At 69.1% G+C, this 20,271-nt stretch carries 21 protein-coding genes and 3 tRNA genes; 12 read left to right on the forward strand and 12 right to left on the reverse strand.

Annotated elements, in window-relative coordinates:
- Positions 1-79: 79 nt before the first annotated feature.
- The gene (locus AB0B61_RS22765; RefSeq protein WP_358435583.1) at positions 80-667 is read right to left on the reverse strand and encodes a LysR substrate-binding domain-containing protein; all 588 of its coding nucleotides are present in this window, start codon (positions 665-667) and stop codon (positions 80-82) included.
- On the opposite strand from AB0B61_RS22765, the gene AB0B61_RS22770 reads away from it, so the two are divergent.
- Positions 599-853, forward strand: a complete 255-nt coding sequence (locus tag AB0B61_RS22770) for a hypothetical protein (protein ID WP_358435015.1) — start codon at positions 599-601, stop codon at positions 851-853. The genes AB0B61_RS22765 and AB0B61_RS22770 overlap by 69 nt on opposite strands.
- A gap of 14 nt (positions 854-867) precedes the next feature.
- On the opposite strand, the gene AB0B61_RS22775 is transcribed toward AB0B61_RS22770, so the two are convergent.
- On the reverse strand, positions 868-1,320 hold the full coding sequence (locus AB0B61_RS22775; protein ID WP_358435018.1) for a hypothetical protein: 453 nt from the start codon (positions 1,318-1,320) through the stop codon (positions 868-870).
- A gap of 44 nt (positions 1,321-1,364) precedes the next feature.
- Positions 1,365-2,618 (reverse strand): MFS transporter, encoded by a 1,254-nt coding sequence (locus AB0B61_RS22780; protein ID WP_358435586.1) that lies wholly within the window; start codon positions 2,616-2,618, stop codon positions 1,365-1,367.
- 56 nt (positions 2,619-2,674) lie between these two features.
- Here AB0B61_RS22780 and AB0B61_RS22785 point away from each other — a divergent pair, with 56 nt between their 5' ends.
- A complete protein-coding gene (locus AB0B61_RS22785; RefSeq protein ID WP_358435021.1) occupies positions 2,675-3,226 on the forward strand; it encodes an ABATE domain-containing protein in 552 nt (183 codons plus the stop codon).
- Positions 3,227-3,944: 718 nt separating this feature from the next.
- Here the strand turns inward: AB0B61_RS22785 and AB0B61_RS22790 are convergent.
- Positions 3,945-4,163, reverse strand: a complete 219-nt coding sequence (locus AB0B61_RS22790; RefSeq protein WP_358435024.1) for a hypothetical protein — start codon at positions 4,161-4,163, stop codon at positions 3,945-3,947.
- Between the two features lie 144 nt (positions 4,164-4,307).
- Positions 4,308-5,054, reverse strand: a complete 747-nt coding sequence (locus tag AB0B61_RS22795) for a TetR/AcrR family transcriptional regulator (RefSeq protein ID WP_358435027.1) — start codon at positions 5,052-5,054, stop codon at positions 4,308-4,310.
- 105 nt (positions 5,055-5,159) lie between these two features.
- On the opposite strand from AB0B61_RS22795, the gene AB0B61_RS22800 reads away from it, so the two are divergent.
- Genes AB0B61_RS22800 through AB0B61_RS22810 form a run of 3 tightly spaced genes read left to right on the forward strand, consistent with a single transcriptional unit; the run spans position 5,160 to position 7,839 of the window.
- A complete protein-coding gene (locus AB0B61_RS22800; protein ID WP_358435030.1) occupies positions 5,160-6,158 on the forward strand; it encodes a zinc-dependent alcohol dehydrogenase family protein in 999 nt (332 codons plus the stop codon).
- Between the two features lie 13 nt (positions 6,159-6,171).
- On the forward strand, positions 6,172-6,534 hold the full coding sequence (locus tag AB0B61_RS22805) for a nuclear transport factor 2 family protein (protein WP_358435032.1): 363 nt from the start codon (positions 6,172-6,174) through the stop codon (positions 6,532-6,534).
- Positions 6,535-6,555: 21 nt separating this feature from the next.
- Complete coding sequence (locus AB0B61_RS22810) at positions 6,556-7,839, forward strand: SGNH/GDSL hydrolase family protein (protein WP_358435035.1); 1,284 nt, start codon at positions 6,556-6,558, stop codon at positions 7,837-7,839.
- Between the two features lie 563 nt (positions 7,840-8,402).
- Here the strand turns inward: AB0B61_RS22810 and AB0B61_RS22815 are convergent.
- The 5 genes from AB0B61_RS22815 to AB0B61_RS22835 form a co-directional block, all read right to left on the reverse strand.
- Complete coding sequence (locus AB0B61_RS22815) at positions 8,403-8,783, reverse strand: hypothetical protein (protein ID WP_358435037.1); 381 nt, start codon at positions 8,781-8,783, stop codon at positions 8,403-8,405.
- 357 nt (positions 8,784-9,140) lie between these two features.
- A tRNA-Val gene (locus tag AB0B61_RS22820) sits at positions 9,141-9,215 on the reverse strand.
- 1 nt (position 9,216) lies between these two features.
- Positions 9,217-9,290 (reverse strand) — tRNA-Cys (locus tag AB0B61_RS22825).
- Between the two features lie 14 nt (positions 9,291-9,304).
- Positions 9,305-9,376: transfer RNA gene (locus AB0B61_RS22830), tRNA-Gly, on the reverse strand.
- 38 nt (positions 9,377-9,414) lie between these two features.
- Positions 9,415-10,050 carry an ACT domain-containing protein gene (locus AB0B61_RS22835; protein WP_357959398.1) on the reverse strand — a complete coding sequence of 212 codons (636 nt, stop codon included), beginning with the start codon at positions 10,048-10,050 and terminating at the stop codon, positions 9,415-9,417.
- 81 nt (positions 10,051-10,131) lie between these two features.
- Between AB0B61_RS22835 and dusB the strand changes: the two genes are divergently transcribed.
- Positions 10,132-11,241, forward strand: coding sequence for a tRNA dihydrouridine synthase DusB (gene dusB, locus AB0B61_RS22840; protein WP_358435040.1), 1,110 nt, complete (start codon positions 10,132-10,134; stop codon positions 11,239-11,241).
- Between the two features lie 9 nt (positions 11,242-11,250).
- Here dusB and AB0B61_RS22845 read toward each other — a convergent pair whose 3' ends face one another.
- Complete coding sequence (locus AB0B61_RS22845) at positions 11,251-12,030, reverse strand: phytanoyl-CoA dioxygenase family protein (RefSeq protein WP_358435042.1); 780 nt, start codon at positions 12,028-12,030, stop codon at positions 11,251-11,253.
- Positions 12,031-12,064: 34 nt separating this feature from the next.
- On the opposite strand from AB0B61_RS22845, the gene AB0B61_RS22850 reads away from it, so the two are divergent.
- Positions 12,065-13,018 (forward strand): helix-turn-helix domain-containing protein, encoded by a 954-nt coding sequence (locus tag AB0B61_RS22850; RefSeq protein WP_358435588.1) that lies wholly within the window; start codon positions 12,065-12,067, stop codon positions 13,016-13,018.
- A 54-nt stretch (positions 13,019-13,072) separates the two neighbouring features.
- Here the strand turns inward: AB0B61_RS22850 and AB0B61_RS22855 are convergent, their stop codons facing one another.
- The gene (locus AB0B61_RS22855) at positions 13,073-14,224 is read right to left on the reverse strand and encodes an ROK family protein (protein WP_358435045.1); all 1,152 of its coding nucleotides are present in this window, start codon (positions 14,222-14,224) and stop codon (positions 13,073-13,075) included.
- 166 nt (positions 14,225-14,390) lie between these two features.
- Between AB0B61_RS22855 and AB0B61_RS22860 the strand changes: the two genes are divergently transcribed.
- The 5 genes from AB0B61_RS22860 to AB0B61_RS22880 are packed head-to-tail and all read left to right on the forward strand — an operon-like array spanning position 14,391 to position 20,268.
- Positions 14,391-15,689, forward strand: a complete 1,299-nt coding sequence (locus AB0B61_RS22860; protein ID WP_358435048.1) for a glycoside hydrolase family 36 protein — start codon at positions 14,391-14,393, stop codon at positions 15,687-15,689.
- The gene (locus AB0B61_RS22865; RefSeq protein ID WP_358435051.1) at positions 15,686-16,567 is read left to right on the forward strand and encodes a sugar ABC transporter permease; all 882 of its coding nucleotides are present in this window, start codon (positions 15,686-15,688) and stop codon (positions 16,565-16,567) included. Before AB0B61_RS22860 ends, AB0B61_RS22865 begins: the two co-directional genes overlap by 4 nt.
- An 8-nt stretch (positions 16,568-16,575) precedes the next feature.
- The gene (locus AB0B61_RS22870) at positions 16,576-17,385 is read left to right on the forward strand and encodes a carbohydrate ABC transporter permease (protein ID WP_358435054.1); all 810 of its coding nucleotides are present in this window, start codon (positions 16,576-16,578) and stop codon (positions 17,383-17,385) included.
- A gap of 10 nt (positions 17,386-17,395) precedes the next feature.
- Positions 17,396-18,727, forward strand: coding sequence for a sugar ABC transporter substrate-binding protein (locus AB0B61_RS22875; RefSeq protein ID WP_358435056.1), 1,332 nt, complete (start codon positions 17,396-17,398; stop codon positions 18,725-18,727).
- Entirely contained in the window at positions 18,724-20,268 is a 1,545-nt protein-coding gene (locus AB0B61_RS22880; protein WP_358435059.1) for an alkaline phosphatase D family protein, read from the forward strand. The genes AB0B61_RS22875 and AB0B61_RS22880 overlap by 4 nt, the downstream gene beginning before the upstream one ends.
- The last annotated feature ends 3 nt before the right edge of the window (positions 20,269-20,271 follow it).

The raw sequence follows: 20,271 nt of genomic DNA on the forward strand, positions 1-20,271 counted from the left end.
TCAGGCGCACCGGCCGCCCGTTCGTTTGGAGCGGGCGCATCACCTCCTGCCACGGCCGGCCGCACGTCATGAAGCCGCATCAGGGGCTCACTGGCGTATCTGTGGCGGCCGCCCGCCGCAGGAGGCGTTCCAGGCTGTTGAGGGCCTGATCGGTGTCGGTGCCGGCGCGCCGGGAGATCGCGATGTCGACCATCGGCAGCAGCGGCAACCCCTGCTGCTCAGATGGGCGCACAGCACCCGCCGGGACATTGCCCACGAGTAGCGCGCCGACGCCGATTCCGGCTGCGATGGCCGCCTGTACGGCATGCACACTGGTGCTCTGGAAGGCGATCCGCCATCGGCGCCCGTGGCGGCTGGGCGTGTCCATGACGGGCTGGCGCCATTGGCAGGGAAGCGAGAACAGCACCAGCGGCAGCGGGTCGGCGAGTGGATCGAAGAGCGGCGCGCAGGCCCAGGCCAGCGGGACCTGACGCTGCCAGCGCACGGACGCTTCGGGCATGACCGACGGATTCCCGAACACCAGGTCAAGACGGCCCCGGTCGGCGAGCTTGCGCAGGGGCGACGCCGAGCCGACGATCACCTCGAGGTCGACTCGCGGATGGAGTGCGGCGAAGTCGGCCAGGGCCGCGGGAAAGGTGGTGATCGCCAGATCCTCGAGCAGCCCGATCGTGCGCCTGGCAAGCGCGAGCTCAAGGACCGGGTGGAGGCCTACGCGGTACTGATCCGCGACCTCACCGAACGCCTCGACGCGGTGCAGCGGGAACGAGATGACGCACTGGGCGAGCTTGATCGAATCCGGAGCGGCGTTGTTGTTCTCGCCGAACGCCGCAGGGGGACGCAGCGTGATGCCTGAGTTTGGGCCCGTGTTCAGGGGTTGCTATTGGCGGATTGGTCTGTGGCGGCCGTTGCCTGTGAGGTAGGTGGGCAGCAGTCCTGGGTGGTCGGGGCGCCGTCCCCGGTGCGGGGGGCTTGGCGCATCCGGTGGCGTACGGCGGTCGCCGCCACGGCGAGGACCATGACGGCGGCGAAGAGGGCGATGGCGGTGGTGTGTTGGCCGATCCAGGTGGAGACGGCGGCTGAGAAGCGGGCGAGTTCGCCGTTTGGGGTGCTGGCGGTCTGGCCGGTGGCGGCTTCGAGGTCGGCAAGGCCCGAACCGCCGCGATCCGCCAGCTCGTCCTCCAAGCCCCGGCCCCTGTTGTCGCCCGCATGCTCGGCTACAACAACGAGACCGCTGCCCAGATCGCCGCCCAGCTGCCGGCCCCTGGAGCCGCTACGCCCCTGGCGATCACCAACGGTGACGAACCGGCACTTCCCGTCCACGAATACAACACAGTTGATTAAGGAACCTCACCAGTTACCCCCATTCAGGCGCCGACCTCGGTCTCGCGAGGACGGGCGTCCTCGGCGGTGCGCAGGTGGCGTACGGGCGACAGCAGCACCCACACGGGTGCCAGCGCGAGACCGATACCTCCTGCCAGCAGCGCTGGGCGCAGGCCGATCAGGTCCCCCAGCAGACCGCCGGCCACGGCTCCCAGCGGGAGTACGCCGAACGACAGTGTGCGGTAGGCGGCGTTGGCCCGCCCGACCACGGCTGCGGGCACGGCGACCTGCCGCAGCGTCACCGCCTGCGAGCCTGACACCGCGATGCCGAACCCCTCCACGAAGTACGCGATGGCCAGCACGATCGGGCTGGCCGGGCCGGTCGCCAGGGGAATGGCGATGAGCGGCGTGGAAGCGATCACCATGGTCGCGATGAGTGCAGGGCCGAAGCCGAGCCGGCGCACCAGTGGCTCGGCGGCGAGCGCGCCGAGCACGGCGCCCGCCGCCGCCGCTGAGGCGATGGCGCCGATAACCCCGGCGGACAGCCCCAGGTCGTGCACGGCGTACAGGACGTAGAGGGCGGCGATGAACTGGCCGAAGAAGTTGAACGTGGCCGCCTCCAGGGCGACGGGCCGGACGTGACGGTTGCCGAAGGTCGCGCGCAGCCCTTCGGCGATCTCCTGCCGGATCTGCCGGCGCCTGCCGGGCTCCAGGGGCCGCTCGCGATGCCGGATGCGGACCAGGAACAGCGCCGAGAGCAGGAAGGACAGCGCGTCGAAGGCGAGCGCGACGGGCGCACTGAGCACCTGGATCAGCAGACCGCCCAACCCCGGCCCGGCCAGTTGGGCGAGCGAGGCGCTGAACTGCAGGCGACTGTTGGCCCGAACCAGGCTCTGGCCTGGCACGAGCGCGGGCACGTAGGCATGGTAGGCGGTATCGAACAGCACGGTCAGTGCCCCGCTCGCCAGGACGATCACGTACAGGCCCTCGATGCCCAGCACCCCGGCCATGGCGGTGACCGGGATCAGGCCGATCACGACGGCTCGCCCCAGGTCGGCTCCGAGGAGCAGCGGCCGGCGGCGGCTACGGTCGATCCACACACCGGCGAGCAGGGTGAGCAGGAGCGCGGGTAGGTAGCCGGCGGCGTTCAGCAGGCCCATCTGGGCGGGGCCGGCGTCGAACAGGGCGACGGCGGTCAGTGGCAGCGCCACGGTGGTGATCTGGGATCCCCCCTGGGAGATGGACTGCGCGGCCCACAGCGATCCGAAGTCGCGGCCTTCTACCCTCTTGAAAAGCATCACCGGGTTAGAATTAGAGCCTTCTAACCCCTTGTGTCAACTCTTATAGTTAGAGCATGCCGTTCATGTTCGTCGGAGGTTCGCTCCCGCTCGACTTCGCCAACACGGTCAGCTGGCACACCGGGCCGGAGCCGTACGACCATCTGCAGACCCCCGCCGACCTCGCGGACTGGGCGCAGCAGGCAGGGATCCTGGTGCCGGCCGGCACGCAGGCCACACTGTCCGCGGCAAGGGAACTGCGCGAGGCGCTGTTCCGCTCGTTCCTGGCCGCCATGAAGGAGAACTCCCCCGACCCTGGCGATCTGGACACGATCAACGCGCACCTGCGGGTGGCGATGGGTCACACGCGGCTGACCCCCGACCTGGCATGGGGCTGGGACGACCAGGGCTCTTGCGATCTGGCGGTATGGACGATCGCCCGGCAGGGCACCGAACTGCTCGCCTCACCCGATCTGCGGTCGGTGTCAATCTGCCAGGCCGACAACTGCGGCTGGCTCTTCCTTGACCGCCGCCATCTGCGCCGCTGGTGCACAAAGGAGGGCTGCGGCAACCGGGCCAAGGCGGCCAGGCACTACCAGCGGGCCAAAGCCCGGAGGGCGTCCCCGTAACAGAGGTAATGACGTCTCGTCTTCTTGTCCTAAATGTGGGAATGAGGCATGGCCAGGTACGTGGTTCGGCACTTGGGTGCGGAAGGCGCCGTCATCGAACCGGTATGAAGATCAAACTTCCTGTGCGAACTTCTGCACGCCGACCTTCCATATCGAGTCCACACATCACCGATTTGTCCCGCACTGGAGAAGCCGGAGTTCCGAGATTGGACAATCCCGGAAGTAACTACCCTGGAGTTGCTTCTGGCCTCCCTGGCCCCTCTAGCCGCAGGACCCGGGCTTATCTGCTGGCGCTCCGGGTTCTTCGGGGATTGATGAGATGTCAGGGATCCTGAAGGTCTATCGTCCTGGTCGTTCGTCTTGCTGTGAGGGTGAAGGCGAGGTGGCCGGAGTTGGCGCTGGCGGTGGTGATGGATCGACCTCACCATCAAGCAGCAGGAGGCGGCAGGCGCGGCGCCGATATCTGCGGCACGTGCCCTGGCCGACGATGACGGGCGCGTCCAGGAGTCCTGGAAGGTCGGGTCGCCCGGAGGAGTCTCACCTCCGGGCTCCCACAGATCCCGGCGTGACAGTCTCCCGTCACCGGGCTCTTCTCAATCTCACCGTCAGAACTCGGAAATCCACCGCCAGTGCGCGAAGAAGCGCGGGTATTGGCGGGTGGTTCGGTCCCAGGCCGCGAGGGCCTTCTTGAAGGTCCTCAGCCGCTTGTATTTCTTCCTCATCCAGCGCACCAGGTAGGCGTTGACTGTCCTTCGCCGATCTCGTCGTCGGCCATCGCCGCGAGGGGGCGATGCTCGCCGAGCCGGAGCGCGATCTTGCCGACGCCGGCGGCGTAGGCGCGCACGGTGTTGGGGTTGGGCACGGTGTCGAGGAAGGCGTCGGCCGCGGCGCGGACCGTCAGGCGCTGGGCGGCCGGCAGCGGCGTCACGGCGGGCACGGCGTCCTCCTTGCCGCAGATAACAGGGCCGCTTCACGCAGCGGCCCGCATTCGTTACCGCAGGTCGTGATCAGCGGTGCCACAGATAATGGAGTGTTATCTGTGGCGTGCTACATCTCCTTGTGCGGCACATCGTCCAAAGGCTCAGGCCGAGGAGTGCGGCGTCCTCGCGCGGCGCGCATGCTCCACGTCGAGCCCTAGGGATCTGAGCAGGTCGAGCAGTTCGGCGTGGTAGAGCTTGGCGGGGTCGCCGGTCTGCGTGCCGAGATGGCCGTAGACCTCCAGGGAGATCAGGCCGTGCATGCGGCCCCACATGCGCAGGGCGAGGGCAACGGCAGCCGGGGGCAGGCCGGGGAAGTGTTCGCGGATGGTGTCGGCCAGGCCGGGTGAGAAGTCCGACCACTGGTGGTCGGTGGATGCCTGGGTGGTTTTCGCGTACGGCCAGGCGGCGGCGGCCAGTTCGGTGAGTCCCAAGCAGGCACGTTTGGCGGCCTCGGGGGCCGGTCCTCCGGCCGGCGCGTGGTAGCCGGCGACCGGATCGCCGTAGATGAGCCGGAAGCCTTCGGGGTTGGCCAGCGACCAGACGCGTAGGGCTTGCCCCCAGGCCAGGATCCGGCCGGCGATGTCGTCGGGGGCGACGGCGTCGCGTGCAGTTTCCACCTGGTCCAGCAGCGAGGTGTAGATGTCGTTGATCAGCGTGGTGATCAACGCGTCGCGGGTGTCGAAGTAGCTGTAGATGGCGCTGCCGCTCATCCCCATCTCGCGGCCGATCGCCCGAAGCGAGACCGCGTCGGGGCCGCCCTCGCTGAGGTGCTTGAGCGCGATGGCTTTGATCTCCGCGGTGGTCTGCGCCCGCAACCGTGCCCGCCGGCCCACTGTCTGCTCTTGCACGCTTGACAGCTTACACCGCTACGTTAGAGTACGGCGCACAAAGTTTGAACGCCGTTCTGACTTTGAACGGCGACAGGATCCGTGTAACTGAGAGAAGAGTTCGTGATGAAAGCCAGGACAGTCCTGTTCGACGAGCTCGGCGGTCCCGAGGTGCTCTACCTCGCCGACGTGGAAATCGGTGAACCCGGCCCCGGCCAAGTGCGGGTGCGCATCGACGCCTTCGGACTCAACCGGGGCGAGGTGTTCCTGCGCACCGGCCGCTACTACTACGACGCGGTGCTGCCCGGCTCGCGTCTGGGAACCGAGGCCGCCGGCGTGGTGGAGGCCATCGGACCCGGCGTGACCGGCTACGCCGCCGGAGAAGCGGTCAGCATCGTGGCCAAGCCGAACGACGAGGGGATGTCCGTCCACGGCATCTACGCCGACCGGGCCATCGTGGCGGCCGAGCGGCTGATCCGCCGTCCGGAACACATGGACGCGGTGACCGGCGCGGCCATCTGGGTGCCCGCGTTCACCTCCTACGGCGCACTGGTCGAGGTCGGCAGACTGCAGCCCGGCGATGATGTGGTCGTCACGGCCGCCTCCAGCAGCGTCGGCCTGGCCGCCGTCCAGATCGCCGCCCACCTGGGCGCCACGCCCATCGCGGTGACCAGGACCGGCGCCAAAACCGACCGGCTTCTGGCCGCGGGCGCCAAGCACGTGATCGCCGCCGACGACGGCAACGTGGTCAAGCAGGTGCACGCCCTCACCGGCGAGCGCGGCGCGCGGCTGATCTTCGACGGCGTCGCCGGTCCCGGCCTGCCCGACCTGGCGCAGGCCGTGGCCCCCGACGGCATGCTGATCGTCTACGGCTCCCTGGACGGGCGGCCCACCCCGCTGCCGATGTGGTGGCCGATCAACGTCTACGGCTACGCCATCTTCCACCTGTTCGCCGATGAGGAGCGGGTCCTCCGGGCCGAGACCTTCATCACCGATGGCCTGCGCGCCGGAGCGCTCGCCCCGGTCATCGACCGCACCTTCGACCTGACCGACATCGTCGAGGCCCACCGCTACATGGAGTCCAACACCCAGGTCGGCAAGATCGTCGTGACCGTCCGGCACTGACCAGGAGAAACCCATGAACTACGCCGAGCTCATCCACCGGTTCATCGAGGCCATCAACGACACCGACGCCGCCTCCCGGCGCGCCACCATCGAGGAGATCCTCACCCCCGACTGCACCTACACCGACCCGGAGACCGCCGTTGAAGGACACGATGCGCTGGATGCGGCGTTCGCCGCCCTGCAGCAGCGGATCCCGCCTGGTTTCCGCTTCAGCCTGAGTGCCCCGGTCGACGTGCACCATCGTCAGGCCCGTTTCTTCTGGCGGTTCGGCGATCCCGAAGCCGGCACCCCCGCCGCGACCGGCTCCGACGTCGCCGTCTTCGCCGACGGGCGCATCCGCCACCTGTACGCCTTCTTCGACGCCACCAACAGCTGACCCCACCACCCGGGAAGAACCATGTCCTCCGCCACCCGACGGCTGTTGACCGTCACGGCCATCACCGTCTGCGCCCTGCTGACCGGCGCCGCTGCCGCATTTCCGGACACCGCCCGGCAGCCCTCAGCCGCCACCGGACCCGGCTGGAGCGCGACCTGGACCGCCGCGCCACAGCGCCCCAGCACCAGCTTCGCCCCCAACTGGTCACAGCAGGGCTTCACCCGACAGACAGTGCGCCAGATCGTCCGGATCAGCGCCGGCGGTAAAGCCGCCCGGATCCGGCTGTCCAACCGCTACGGCACCACCCCGCTCACCGTCGACCAAGCCACCATCGCCCGCCCCGACCGCGGAGCCGCCATCGAGTCGGGATCGCTGCGCCACCTGACCGTCCGCGGCAAGCGCACCTTCACCGTCCCGGCCGGGACCGACCTCGTCACCGACCCGGTGCCACTGCACCTGGCCGCCCTGGACTCGGTCACCATCACGTTCTTCGCGACCCAGCCGACCGGCCCGGCCACCTATCACGCGCAAGCCCTCGCCACCACCTACCGGGCCGCCGGCGATCACGCCGCCGACGTCGGCGCCGCCGCCTTCACCGACACCTCGCAGTCCTGGTACTACCTCACCGGCGTGGACGTGATCACCACGGCGCGTCGCGGCGGCGTGGTCACCTTCGGCGACTCCCTCACCGACGGAGCCGGCAGCAGCACCGACGCCAACAACCGCTACCCCGATGAACTCGCCGAACGCCTGGCCGCCGCCGGCACGCCCCGCGCCGTGCTGAACCAAGGCATCGCCGGCAACCGCGTCACCGTCGACTCGGCCTGGTTCGGCGACAAGGCCACCGCCCGCTTTCGCCGAGACGTCCTCGGCCAGCCAGGCGTGCGCACCGTCATCATCCTGGCCGGCATCAACGACATCGGCATCGGCGAACTGGCGGCGGCGCCTCCCTCCCCGATCTTCGCCCCCTACCCCGACGTCTCCGCCGGCCAGGTCATCGCGGGACTTCGCGAACTGATCCAGCTGGCCCACGTTAAGCACCTGCGCGTGATCGGCGCGACGGTGATGCCGGTCAAGGGATCGGCCTACTACACCGCCCGCAGTGAGGCCAAGCGCGAGGCCATCAACGCCTGGATCCGCACCTCTGCCCCGTTCGACGCGGTGGTGGATCTCGACCGCGTCACCGCCTCACCCGCCGACCGCGACCGGCTCAACTCCGCCTACGACTCAGGCGATCACCTCCACCTCAACGACGCCGGGTACCGAGCCATCGCGGGCGCCATCCACCCGGCCGACCTCGGCTGAACGTCCGAACCCCGCCTGTTGCCGATCGGTCGTGGTCGTCGAAGGCCACGATGGCGTTCCGCTCGTACGGCATTAGCGGCGGTAGATGGGGAGCGAACAGATCCGCCCGTACTCCGTACGGTGAGCAGTCGGCCACGGTGAAGACGGCGGCGTTGCGTCGCAAGTGCGCACATTGCGAGATCGCTTGCGGGACGCAGGCCGGGCATGTCGGGGGTGCATTGGTGTAGCCGTCTCCCTCGGCGCCGTAGCCGGAGGACAGCAGCCACCAGATCCGGCCGGTGTCCGGGTCTATCGCCGATTGGGCGCACACCTGGCACAGTCGCTTGTCCATGCAGCGCCATTGGCGGCGGGTGTTGACCGTCTTGAAGTCGGGCCCGTCATCTTCTGGCCCTGCCGCAGCCGCAGCACTCCGCAGGCGGAATCGGACGCGCGGTGATCGAGGTAGGTCAGTGTCTCGCCATCCCGGCGTCGCCTCCACCGCAACGCGTGCTGCTGGGCCTCACCGGTCCACCCGATCACGTACGGGTAGCGGAAGCCCGTCTCCGACACCTTTGTGATCAGGGTCACGACACTTCCCGGCCATAGCCGGGGATGAACGTCGCCACCAGCTCGGGAGTCTCGGTGGGTACGGTGGAGGGCTCATCCTGCTGAGAGGGGACGGCCACCTGAAAGTGGCTCAAGTCCACGCTCACGGTAACCGCTGCCACGATTTTCCCCAGCCGGTTCCAGATCTCCAGGGCGGGCATGTGGTACTGCGGAAACGACCGATTCGGCTGTTGTTCCCGCAGTTCCAGGCTGATCAGCGCCACCCGCAGACACGGGATATGCCGCCGTCTCAACGCCCGCTGTACGGGTTCCAGAGCCTCGTAGAGCTGATTGGCGGTCGCGGCAGATAGCCTGTTGTGCGGGGCGTTGTCGGGGGGAGAAGAGTGTCCCAGCGGCATGCATCGACCATAGGAATCCGGCCGGATCAGGGACTAGGGGATTTCCCGAGATTGCAGCAGTCTTCGTGCGGCGTCTATCTCCGCTCGTGCGGCCTCGCCGTAGACGGCTTCACCGTAGGATTGCACGAGATTTCGCCCTCCTGGTCTAATGCCGTGAGCACCAAGAGTCGCGCGACGGACACACAGAGCCAAGAGCTTCTTGCTCGTGAGCTGACCTGGCCATCTAGCGTACTGGGATGGGTCATCAGCAAGTCGGCACCCATGCTGATGTCAGCCACAAACAGCCCGGAACAGGAAGAAGCCCCAGACTCCCGGCATGTGCCGCGAGCTGGGGCTGTGACTCCTGTTGAACGGGTCTGGTGGACGATACTGGGATTGAACCAGTGACCCCTTCCGTGTCAGGGAAGTGCTCTCCCGCTGAGCTAATCGTCCTTGGAGGTGGAGACGGGATTTGAACCCGTGTGGACGGCTTTGCAGGCCGCTGCCTCGCCTCTCGGCCACTCCACCGAGTCGCCCATCCGAGCGGAAGACGGGATTCGAACCCGCGACCCTCACCTTGGCAAGGTGATGCTCTACCACTGAGCCACTTCCGCGTTGCCCCATAACTCTAGCGGGTTTTCTGACCGGATGCTCACTTGCGGAGCTGGCGGGCCACGCTCCGTTCCGTCGCGGGCAGGCTGAGGAAGATCTCCAGGATGCGGGTGAGGCGGTGCACTTCGATGCGGTGGAAGGCTGGGCCGTCGCTTCTGGCCAGGAGCAGGGTGAGGGCCAGCGGCGGGAGCGGGGCGTGGATGACGTGCAGGCCGTCGTCGAGCGTGAGGGCCATGGGGCGAGACGGTACGTCCTTCGGCAGCGTCACCTGCTGCGGCGCGCGCCAGCTGGCGTAGATGACGCCGCGCTCGGCGGCGGTGGCGGCCCAGTCGGCGCTGAACAGCACCGGCAGTGAGTCGACCAGGGTGGTCAGCGCCCTGTCGCCCGCCGTGGTGATGTATTTGAGGATCTCCAGCTCCGGGTAGGTGCCCGGGGCCTCTCGGGTGGTCCAGATGCCTTCGACCGCCACGTCGGCGACGCTCTGCAGGCTCTTGAGCAGGGTCTGCTTGGGGGTGCCGTCGGGGCAGAAGACCGTGATGTCGTCGACGGCGCGGCCGGCGCCCCTGTCGAGAACGGTGAACTGGGTGATGTCGGCGCCGACCGTGCCGAGGACTCGGGTGATCTGTGCCAGCGAACCCGGCCGGTCGGGCAGTGCGATGCGTACTCGCAGAAGCATCCGTCCCCTCCCCACTAGATGCCACTTCACAGCCTATCCGCGAATACCCGTCACGGCCTGACCTGCGCTACAACTGACTGAGTGAAGATTGGACCGATAGGGGTGTGGCCGCCGGTCGTGCTGGCGCCGATGGCGGGCATCACCAACGCGGCGTTCAGGGTGCTCTGCCGCGAGCAGGGCGCCGGGTTGTTCGTGTGCGAGATGATCACCACGCGGGCGCTGGTGGAGCGTAACCCCAAGACGTTCAGGATGATCAGGTTCGCGGAGTCGGAGCGGCCCAGGAGCATCCAGCTGTACGGCGTCGACCCCGACACCGTCGGGCGCGCGGCCAAGATGATCGCCGAAGAGGACCTGGCCGACCACATCGACCTGAACTTCGGCTGCCCCGTGCCCAAGGTCACCAGGCGCGGCGGCGGCTCCGCGCTGCCGTACAAGAGGAACCTGCTGCGGCGGATCCTGCGTGAGGCGGTGGCGAACGCCGGCCCGCTGCCCGTCACGATGAAGATGCGCAAGGGCATCGACGACGATCACCTCACCTACCTCGACGCCGGCCGGATCGCCGTCGAGGAGGGGGTCGCGGCGATCGCCCTGCACGCGCGTACGGCCAAGCAGCACTACGGCGGCGTGGCCGACTGGGACGCGATCGCCAGGCTGAAGGAGTCGGTGCCGGAGGTCCCGGTGCTGGGCAACGGCGACATCTGGTGCGCCGACGACGCGCTGCGCATGGTGGCGGAGACCGGCTGCGACGGGGTGGTCGTCGGGCGCGGGTGCCTGGGGCGGCCGTGGCTGTTCAGGGATCTGGAGAACGCCTTCAACGGCAGTCCGGAGCGGGTACGGCCGAGCCTCGGCGAGGTGGCCGCGATGATGGCCAGGCACGCCGAGGGGCTCACCGAGTGCTTCGACATCGAGCGTTACGCGATCGCCGACTTCCGCAAGCACGTCGGCTGGTATCTGAAGGGGTTCACGGTCGGCGGCGAGCTGCGCCGTGAGCTGGCCACCGCCGAGTCGCTCGACGGGCTGCGCGAGGGGCTGGCCAAGCTGGAGCACGACCAGCCGTGGCCGCCCAACACCGACACCCCGCGCGGCAAGTCGGGAGAGCGCGGCAAGGTGCTGCTGCCGGACGGCTGGCTGGACGACCCATGGGATTGTGTCGTGCCTTCGGACGCCGAGTCGGATATATCCGGCGGCTGAGCTGTATATCTAATGCGGGCCGGCCGCCTCCGTGCCGCAAGGGCCGCCGCCGGTGGCGGGCTGGAGCTGGACCGGGTCGCCCGACATCGTGAGCGTCGGGTAGTAGGCGGCGATGCGTTCGGCCGAGCGGCCCGCGTAGTGGCAGATGAAGCTGCGCCTGAACCGGTCGGCCGTGCTGTTCGGCTCGGAGCCGTGGACCAGGCTGCCGTTGAAGAACAGCACGTCGCCCGGATCCATGTCCACCGGCACCCGCTCGAGGCCCGGCGGCGGCGGGACATAGTCCTTGGTGAAGGAGACGTCGTTGTCTGCCTCCTCGGGACAGAACAGGTCCATCAGGTGCGTGCCGGGCACCACCTCCAGGCCGCCGTTGGCCCGGTCGACGCGGTCCAGCGCCACCCAGGCGGCCACACACGTGCCCGGCTCGACCCGCAAGTAGAAGTTGTCCTGATGCAGCGCCTGGCCGCGCGCGCCGGGCGGCTTGAAGTAGAACATGCTCTGGGCTGCTATCGGCTCCTCGCCGAGCAGGTCGCGGAGCACGGCGGCGATCCGGGCGTCGAGGAGGTACCGTAGCGCGACGTCGTTCACCTGGTGGGGGTGCATGACGCGCGGGTAGTCGCGCAGGATGTCGTACGGTTGGCCGGGGTCCTGCGGCTTGGGGGAGAAGTGACCCGGGATCGGACCCCTGGCGTGCAACGCCATGAACTCCTCCCGCAGCTCCGCCACCTCATCCGCGGCCAGAAGACCGGGCACCAGGACGAATCCTCGATCATGGAAATCTGTCAGCCTCATACCTTCACGCTAAGGAGCCGAACCGGTGAACGGTATGCCTGTGACCGCTGAGGAGATGTCTGTTCCTGCTGCGGAGCTGACGATCGTGGGTCACTTCGACAACCGGCCCGGATATGCCACGCGGCGCGTCAGCGGGTCGCCGAGCTGGCTGCTCATGTGGACCCAGGACGGGGCGGGGCTGGTCGAGCAGGCGGGGGTGTCGTTCACGGCCGGGCCGGGGGATCTGGTGGTGCTCGGGGCCGATGCCGCGCAGCACTACCGGGTCGCGCCGGGGGCGGAGCGGTGGCGCTTCTGGTGGGCGCACTTCCAGCCGCGCCCGGCCTGGCTGGGCTGGCTCGCCGAGCACGCCCGGGCCCCGGGCTGCCACCTGGTCGAAGGCGTGCCCGAGCCGACCCGCGCCCAGATCGACGAGGCCTTCGGCCGCGCCGCCAGAAACGCCCGCTGGCTCCCGCCCGCCGCCCGTTCCCTGGGTGAGCACCCGCCCGCCGCCCGCCCCGCGCCGGTGACCAGTGCTCGTTCCGCACGCGAGTACGCGCCCGCCGTCGCCGTCTCCGGGCCCGCCCGTGAGCTGGTGCTGAACGCCGTCGAGGAGGTGATCGTGCTGGCCACCGCCTCCGCGCGGCCGGTCGGCGACGCCCGGCGCGCCGAGGAGCCCGGTGACGCGCGGGTCCACCGGGCGCTGGCCCTCATCGCCGCCGAACCGGGCGCGCCCCACTCGGTCGCCTCCCTGGCCAGGGCCGTCGCCCTGTCGCCCTCCCGGTTCGCGCACCTGTTCACGACCGAGACGGGTCACCCGCCCATGCGGGCCGTACGGAGGGCGCGGATCCGGCACGCGGCCCGGCTGCTGGAGGTGACGGACATGGACGTCGGCCAGGTCGCGGCGGCATCGGGCTTCGTCAGCCCGTTCCACTTCAGCCGGGCCTTCAGCCACGAGTACGGCATGCCGCCCCGCGACTTCCGCTCCCGTCTACGGCAGCCGAACGCCTGAGAGAATCAGCCGCTCCCGCCTGCCCCAGAACGCCCAAGAACCGCCGACGAGCCTTCAGCGCAGCGGCGTCAGCGGGGCGTCGGAGGTGAACAGTTCGCTGTCCAGGTGGTCGGCGGCATAGTCGATGGCGCCCATCACCACGCATTCGTCCCCCAACGTGGACGCGCGTACCTCCGGCATCCGTATACAGGCCCGCTCCAGCCGTTCCCGCAGCGGCGCCAGCAGGACGTCGGCCGAGCGGGAGAAGCCGCCGCCCAGCACCACCATCTGCGGGTCCAGCACCAGCACCATGGCCGCCGTCCCCACCGCGAGGTCGTCCACGTAGCGGTCGACCGCGGCCAGGGCGACGGGGTGGCCGTCGCGGGCCGCCGCCAGCGTGTAGCCCGCCGCGTCCTCGGGCGCGGTGCCCTCCGGCACGATCTCGCAGCCGTTGAGGTGCTCGGGGGCGTCGTACCAGCGGGCCTCCGGCAGCATGACGATCTCGCCGGCGGCGGCGCCGAAGCCCCGGTGCACCTTGCCGTCGATGATCAGGCCGGTGCCCATGCGCCGTCCGACGTGCAGGAACACCACGTCCCGAGCGCCCTGCGCGGCGCCTCGGCGGGCTTCGGCGAGTGCGGCCAGGCGGCTGTCGTTCTCGATCAGCACCTGGCAGGGGAACATCTCGCGCAGCTTGGCCGCCAGGTCGAGGCCCGTCCAGACGGGGATCGCGGCCGAGAACGCGATGCGGCCCTCCGGTGTGAGCACGCCGGTGGTGCCGACGGCGACCGTCCAGAGGTCCGCGGCCGACCTGCCGCTGAGCGCCAGGCAGCCGGAGACCGCACGGTCTATGGCGGCCAGGCGCTCCTCCAGCGGCGCGTCCGGCAGGACGGGCTGCCGGGTCTCGGCCAGGATCTCGCCGTCGAGGTCGGACAGCGCGGCCCGTACGTTGTGCCCGCCTATGTCCACCCCGACCAGACAGCCGCTGTCGGCGCGGAAGCGGTAGCGGCGGGCCGGCCGGCCCATCGTGCCCGGCGAGGGCGGCACCTCCTCCACCCAGCCCAGCTCCATGAGCTCGTCGGCGACCTCCTTCATGGAGGGCCGCGACAGGCCCGTGCGCTCGGCCAGCGCCGAGAGGGTGAGCGGTCCGGCCCCGCGCAGCGCCCGTATCGCGGTCAGCGAGTTGAGCTGCCTGAGCCGGGACAGGTCGCCGCCGCGCAGGTTCGTCATCGCCGCCCCTAACGTAGGTTTCCTCTGTAACTCGCCATTATGCCAGCGTTCGCTTCTGCTTCAACACCGGCGGTTCCGCACAGAATCGGGCATTGACCCTCCACAAGTCCTGGTGCTACTAATGAAGCGCTCCTTCGTAAGTAGATCAACAGGAATAGAGGGTCTGATGTCGTTCGCAGACGTGGGCGAGGTCGTCCATCAGCCAGGGCAGGCCCGGGTCTTCGAGCACGGGTGGCAGTCGTGGAGCCCCACCGGCGCCTACCGCCTCGGCCAGACCCCGCCCCGACCCGCGGACGACAACATCCAGATCCTCTGCTACCGCCCCGAGACGCCGGTGCCCGCCGGGGTGTTCCAGGGTGAGGGGCTGCTGGCGATCGACCCCGGCGGCGGCGCGCCGCTGGAGCTGTGGTCCGCGCCGAGCCCCGTGGAGGTGCCCTCCATCCGGGCGCGCGAGGAGGGCGGGCGCCTGATCGTGAGCGCGAACGGCCCCGTACGCCATCTGACAGGCGAGTCGCTGGAAGGCTGGGCGGCGGGCATGGCCGAGGGGTACGCGCCCAGGACGTTCCCGGCCGTACCCCCCATGTGGTGCACCTGGTACGGCTACTGGGGCAAGGTCACCGAGGACGACGTCCTGGACAACCTCCGCCTGTCGGAGCGGCACGGGCTGGGCGCCGACATGTTCCTCATCGACGACGGCTACGAGGCCGAGATCGGCGACTGGCTGGACCCGCGCCCCGGCTTCGGCTCGCTGCGAAAAGTGGCGGAAGCCCTGGGAGAGGCGGGCCGGCGTACCGGCGTCTGGACCGCGCCGTTCCTGGTCGGCCACCGCAGCCGGATCTTCCGCGAGCACCCCGACTGGCTGGTCGGCGGCGCCCACGCGGGCCGCATGTGGGACCAGGACCTGGCGGTGCTCGACGTCACCCACCCGGATGCCGCCGCCCACCTGGTCGAGGTGTTCAGGACCTTCGCCGCGTACGGCATCACCCACTTCAAGCTCGACTTCATCTACGCCGGGGCGCTGGCCGGTGGCAGGCACGTTGACCTCGACCCGATCGCGGCCTACCGGCGCGGGCTGGAGCTGATCCGCGAGGGCGCCGGCCCGGAGGCCACCCTGCACGGCTGCGGCGCGCCCATGCTGCCCAGCCTCGGCCTGGTCGACATCATGCGGGTCAGCCCGGACATCGCGCCCACGCTGCACCCGAAGTCGGGCGACATCAGCCAGCCGTCACAGCTGGGCGCCCGGCTCACCGGCGCGGCCCGCGAGTTCCTGCACGCCCGCTGGTGGGTGAACGACCCCGACTGCATCATCCTGCGTCCCGAGGTGGAGGCCAGGCAGGAGTGGGCCGCCCACATCGAGGGGACCGGCGGCCTGCGCGGCTCCAGCGACCCGATCGCGGCGCTCGACGACTGGGGCCTGGAGACCACCCGGCGCCTGATGGTCCCCACCACGACGGAGCCGTCATGAGAGTGAGGAGGAGGCGCGACTGGCACGCCTACCTGTTCATCGGCCCGAGCCTGCTGGGCGTGATCGCCTTCCTGCTGCTGCCGATGGTCATCGTCTTCGTGCTGAGCTTCTTCCACTGGGAGCTCCTGTCGCCCCCGTCCTTCGCCGGACTGGACAACTACCGCCGCCTGGCCGGCGACGGAGAGTCCTGGCACTCCCTCGGGATCACCGTCGTCTACGTGCTGCTCTGCATCCCCCTGCAGACGGTCCTGGCGCTGGTGCTGGCCCTGCTGCTCAACCAGCGGATCAAGGGCGTCAAGGTGTTCCGCTCGCTGTTCGTGGTGCCGTGGATGGCCACCCCGATCGTCATGGGCCTGGTCTGGAACTGGATCTTCGACCCGCGTGACGGCGCGATCAACAGCGCCCTGGCCGTGATCGGCGTCACCGGCCCCGACTGGCTGTCGGACGCCACCTGGGCCCTGCCCGCCGTCGCGCTGGTCAATGTCTGGCAGTACACCGGATACAACATGCTGTTCTTCCTGGCCGGGCTGCAGGGCATCCCCCGGGAGCTCTACGACGCGGCCGCCACCGACGGCGCCACCCCGCGCCAGCGGTTCTGGCGGGTGACGCTGCCGCTGCTCAACCCCACGATGTTCTTCGTCATGGTGACGAACCTGATCGGCGCCTTCCAGGTCTTCGACACCGTCTTCGTGATGACCGACGGCGGGCCCAGCCAGAGCACCGAGGTCATCAACTTCAAGATCTTCGGCACCGCGTTCAGGGAGTTCGACTTCGGCTACGCCTCGACGCTGTCGATGCTGCTCTTCGCGGTCATCCTGGCCGTGACGCTGGTGCAGGTCAGGTTCTTCGGCAAACGCACCACCTACGACATGAGCTGAAGGACGACATGACCAAGCGCATCCTGCTCTACGCCACGCTCACCCTGGGCGCCTTCGTCGCCGTCTTCCCCTATCTGCTCGTGGTGCTGACCGCCTTCAAGACCCAGGGCCAGCTCAACTCGACCGAGCCGTGGGTGCCCGGCCTGCCGCCCACCACCGCCAACCTGACCAAGCTCCTCGGCGGCGAGTTCCCCCGCTACCTGCTCAACACGGTGGTGATGACCGCGCTGCTCACACTGGGCCAGCTGGTGTTCACCACGTTCGCCGCCTACGCGTTCGCGCGGCTGCGTTTTCGCGGGCGCGAGGTGCTCTTCTGGCTGTACGTGGCCACGATGATGGTGCCCAGCGCCGTCACGATGATCCCGCTGTTCCTGATCATGCGGGAGCTCGGCCTGGTCAATACGTGGTACGGCCTGCTCGCGCCGTACGTGCTGGGCACCCCGTACGGGATCTTCCTGATGCGGCAGTTCTTCCGCGCCCTGCCCGCCGGGCTCGAAGAGGCGGCGCGGATCGACGGGGCGGGCCCGCTGAAGATCCTCACCCGGATCCTGCTGCCGCTCTGCCGCCCGGCGATCGGCACGCTGACGATCATCACGGTGATCTCGTCGTGGAACAGCTTCCTCTGGCCACTGATCATCACCAGCGGTGACGAAACCAAGGTCATGACGGTCGCCCTGGCCACCCTCAACGTCGGCATCGGCGTGGACTACAACCTGATCATGGCCGGCGGGCTGATCGCGCTGGTGCCGATGATCGCGATCTTCATCTTCTTCCAGAAGTACATCGTCCGGTCGGTGGTCCTCACCGGCCTCAAGTAAGAGAGGTCATATGCGATCCCCCCGCATACGCGAGCTCCGCCATGCCGTGACACTGCTGGCCGCAGCCACGCTCACCCTGACCGCCTGCGGCTCGGGCGGCGGCGGTGACACCGGCGGAGACGGCAAGGTCACGTTGACCTACCGGCTCTGGGACGACCAGCAGAAGGTCGGCTACGACAAGGTCATGGCGGCCTTCGAGAAGGCCAACCCGACCATCGACGTCAAGATCGAGCTGATGCCGTACGACGCGTACTGGACCAAGCTCACCGCCGACGCGGTGGCCGGTACGGCGCCGGACGTGTTCTGGATGACGCCGTCGCAGTTCCCCGAGTTCGTCACCAAGGGCGTCCTGGCCGACATATCGCCCCTCAAGCTCGATGCCACGAAATTTCATCCAACGGTGGTCGGGTCGTTTACCTACCAGAACAAGTTGTACGGCGTGCCCAAGGACTGGGGCATCGTCGGCCTGCTCTACAACAAGGATCTGTTCAAGAAGGCCGGTGTCGAGATGCCGGCCAGCCTCACCTGGGAGCCCGACGGCTCCGGCACGTTCCTGGAGACCGCGCGCAAGCTGACCGTGGACCAGGCCGGCAAGCACCCCGAGGACCCCGGCTTCGACCCGGCCAAGGTCAAGACCTACGGCTTCGCGTCCTGGAACCACTACCAGACCCAGTGGATGAACTGGGTCGCCTCCAACGGCGGCAAGCTGCTCGACCAGCCCTTCGGCAAGTACACCTTCAACGACGACGCCTCCGTGCAGGCCCTGCGGTTCGGCGTCGACCTGGTGAACAAGTACCACGTCTCACCGCCCGCGACCCAGACGAACCCGCCGACCGGCAAGATCACCGACATGTTCAAGGCGGGCGAGGTGGCGATGTTCCCCGCCAACAACGCGCTGCTGCCCTACGTCGCGCCGGAGGCGAACTTCGAGGTGGGCGTCGCCCTCATGCCCGAGGGCCCGGCCGGTCGCGCGGTCAACCTCAACGGCCTGTCGGAGGCCGTGTACGCCAAGAGCAAGCACCCCCAGGAGGCCATGAAGCTGGCCGCCTACCTCGGCGGCGAGGAGCCGCAGAAGCTGATGGCCGCCGACGGCTACATCTTCCCCGCGCTCAACGGCCTCACCCAGGGCTACGTCGACTACTGGCAGAAGACCAAGAAGATCGACGTCTCCCCGTTCGTCGAGGAGTCGAAGGGCACCACGTTCCCGCTGCCCGTCACCACCGGGTTCACCGGCTTCGAGACCAAGCTCAACCAGATCTTCAACGAGATGTACCTCGGCAAGCTCGACCCCAAGCAGGCCGCGGACCAGGCCGTCACGGAAGGGAACGCGACCGTCAAATGATCAGCCGGCGCTCACTCCTCGCTGGGGGCGCCGGACTGGGCCTGACCGCCGCACTGGGTGCCTCACCCGTGCGCGCGGCGGCCCGCCGTGCCCCGATCTCCGACCCCTTCCAGCTCGGCGTCGCCTCCGGCGAGCCGGCCCCCGACGGCGTGGTCCTGTGGACCCGCCTGGCCATGGACCCCGTCGCCCTCGACGGGCTCGGCGGCATGCCGTCGCGTCCCGTACCCGTCGAATGGCAGCTCGCCAAGGACGAGAACTTCCGCCACGTCGTACGGCGCGGCGCCGACCTCGCCCGGCCCGAGGCCGCCCACAGCGTCCACGTCGAGCTCGACGGCCTGAACCCCGGCACCGAGTACTTCTACCGCTTCAAGGCCGCCGGCGAGCTCTCCCCGGTCGGCCGCACGCTGACCAGCCCCGCGCGCGGCACGCGCAGCCGCGCGCTCAACCTGTCGTTCACCTCCTGCGCCGACTACCAGACCGGCTGGTTCACCCCCTACCGCCGGATGGCCGAGGACCAGCCCGACCTGATCGCCTTCCTCGGCGACTACATCTACGAGTACGGCGACTACAAGTACCCGGTGCGCGACCAGGCCGGGGGAGAGTGCTTCGACCTGGCCGGGTACCGGCTCAGGCACGCCCAGCACAAGGCCGACCCGGAGTCTCAGCTGGCCCACGCCATCGCTCCCTGGGTGGTGGTGTGGGACGACCACGACATCGAGAACGCCTGGGCCGGCGACGTGCCCGAGCAGCCCGATCCGCCCTTCCTCGCCCGCCGGGCGGCCGCCTTCCAGGCGTACTACGAGAACATGCCGCTGCGCCGCGCCCAGAAGCCGGACGGGGCGGCGCTCAAGCTGTACCGGAGCATCCGCTGGGGCGCGATCGCCAACCTGCACCTGTTAGACACCCGCCAATATCGCGACATCTACCCCTGCACCGGCAAGAGCGGCACCGTCGGCGCCGACTGCCTGGAGCGCTTCGCCCCCAACCGGACCATCCTCGGCGCCGCCCAGGAATCCTGGCTCGACGGTGAGCTGCGCGGCTCGAAGGCCACCTGGGACCTGCTCGGCCAGCAGGTCTTCTTCATGGAGATGGACTGGACCAACGGCGAGGGCAAGGGCTACTCCAACGAGGGCTGGGACGGCTACGTCGCCTCCCGCAACCGCCTGGCCGCCGCCATCGACGACTACCAGCGCAACGGCGTCGTGCTCACCGGCGACGTGCACTCCCACTGGGCGGGCGAGATCAAGCGCGACTACCAGGACCCCGCCTCCAAGCCGGTCGCCGTGGAGCTCGTCACCACCTCGGTCACCAGCTCCGGCAACGGCTTCGACGAGTACCCGAACACGCAGGTCCTGCTCGACGAGAACCCGCACGTCAAGTTCTTCAACGGCCGCCGCGGCTATGTGCGGGCCAAGCTCACCGAGCGGGAGATGAAGGTCGACTTCCGCTCGCTGTCCCGCGTCACCGAGCCCTACGCCCCCGCCTATACCTCCGGCTCCTTCGTCATCGAGCCCGGCGACCCGGCGCTCCACCCAGCCTGACGG

It is taken from the genome of Nonomuraea sp. NPDC049158 (assembly GCF_040648335.1).
GTDB lineage: Bacteria > Actinomycetota > Actinomycetes > Streptosporangiales > Streptosporangiaceae > Nonomuraea.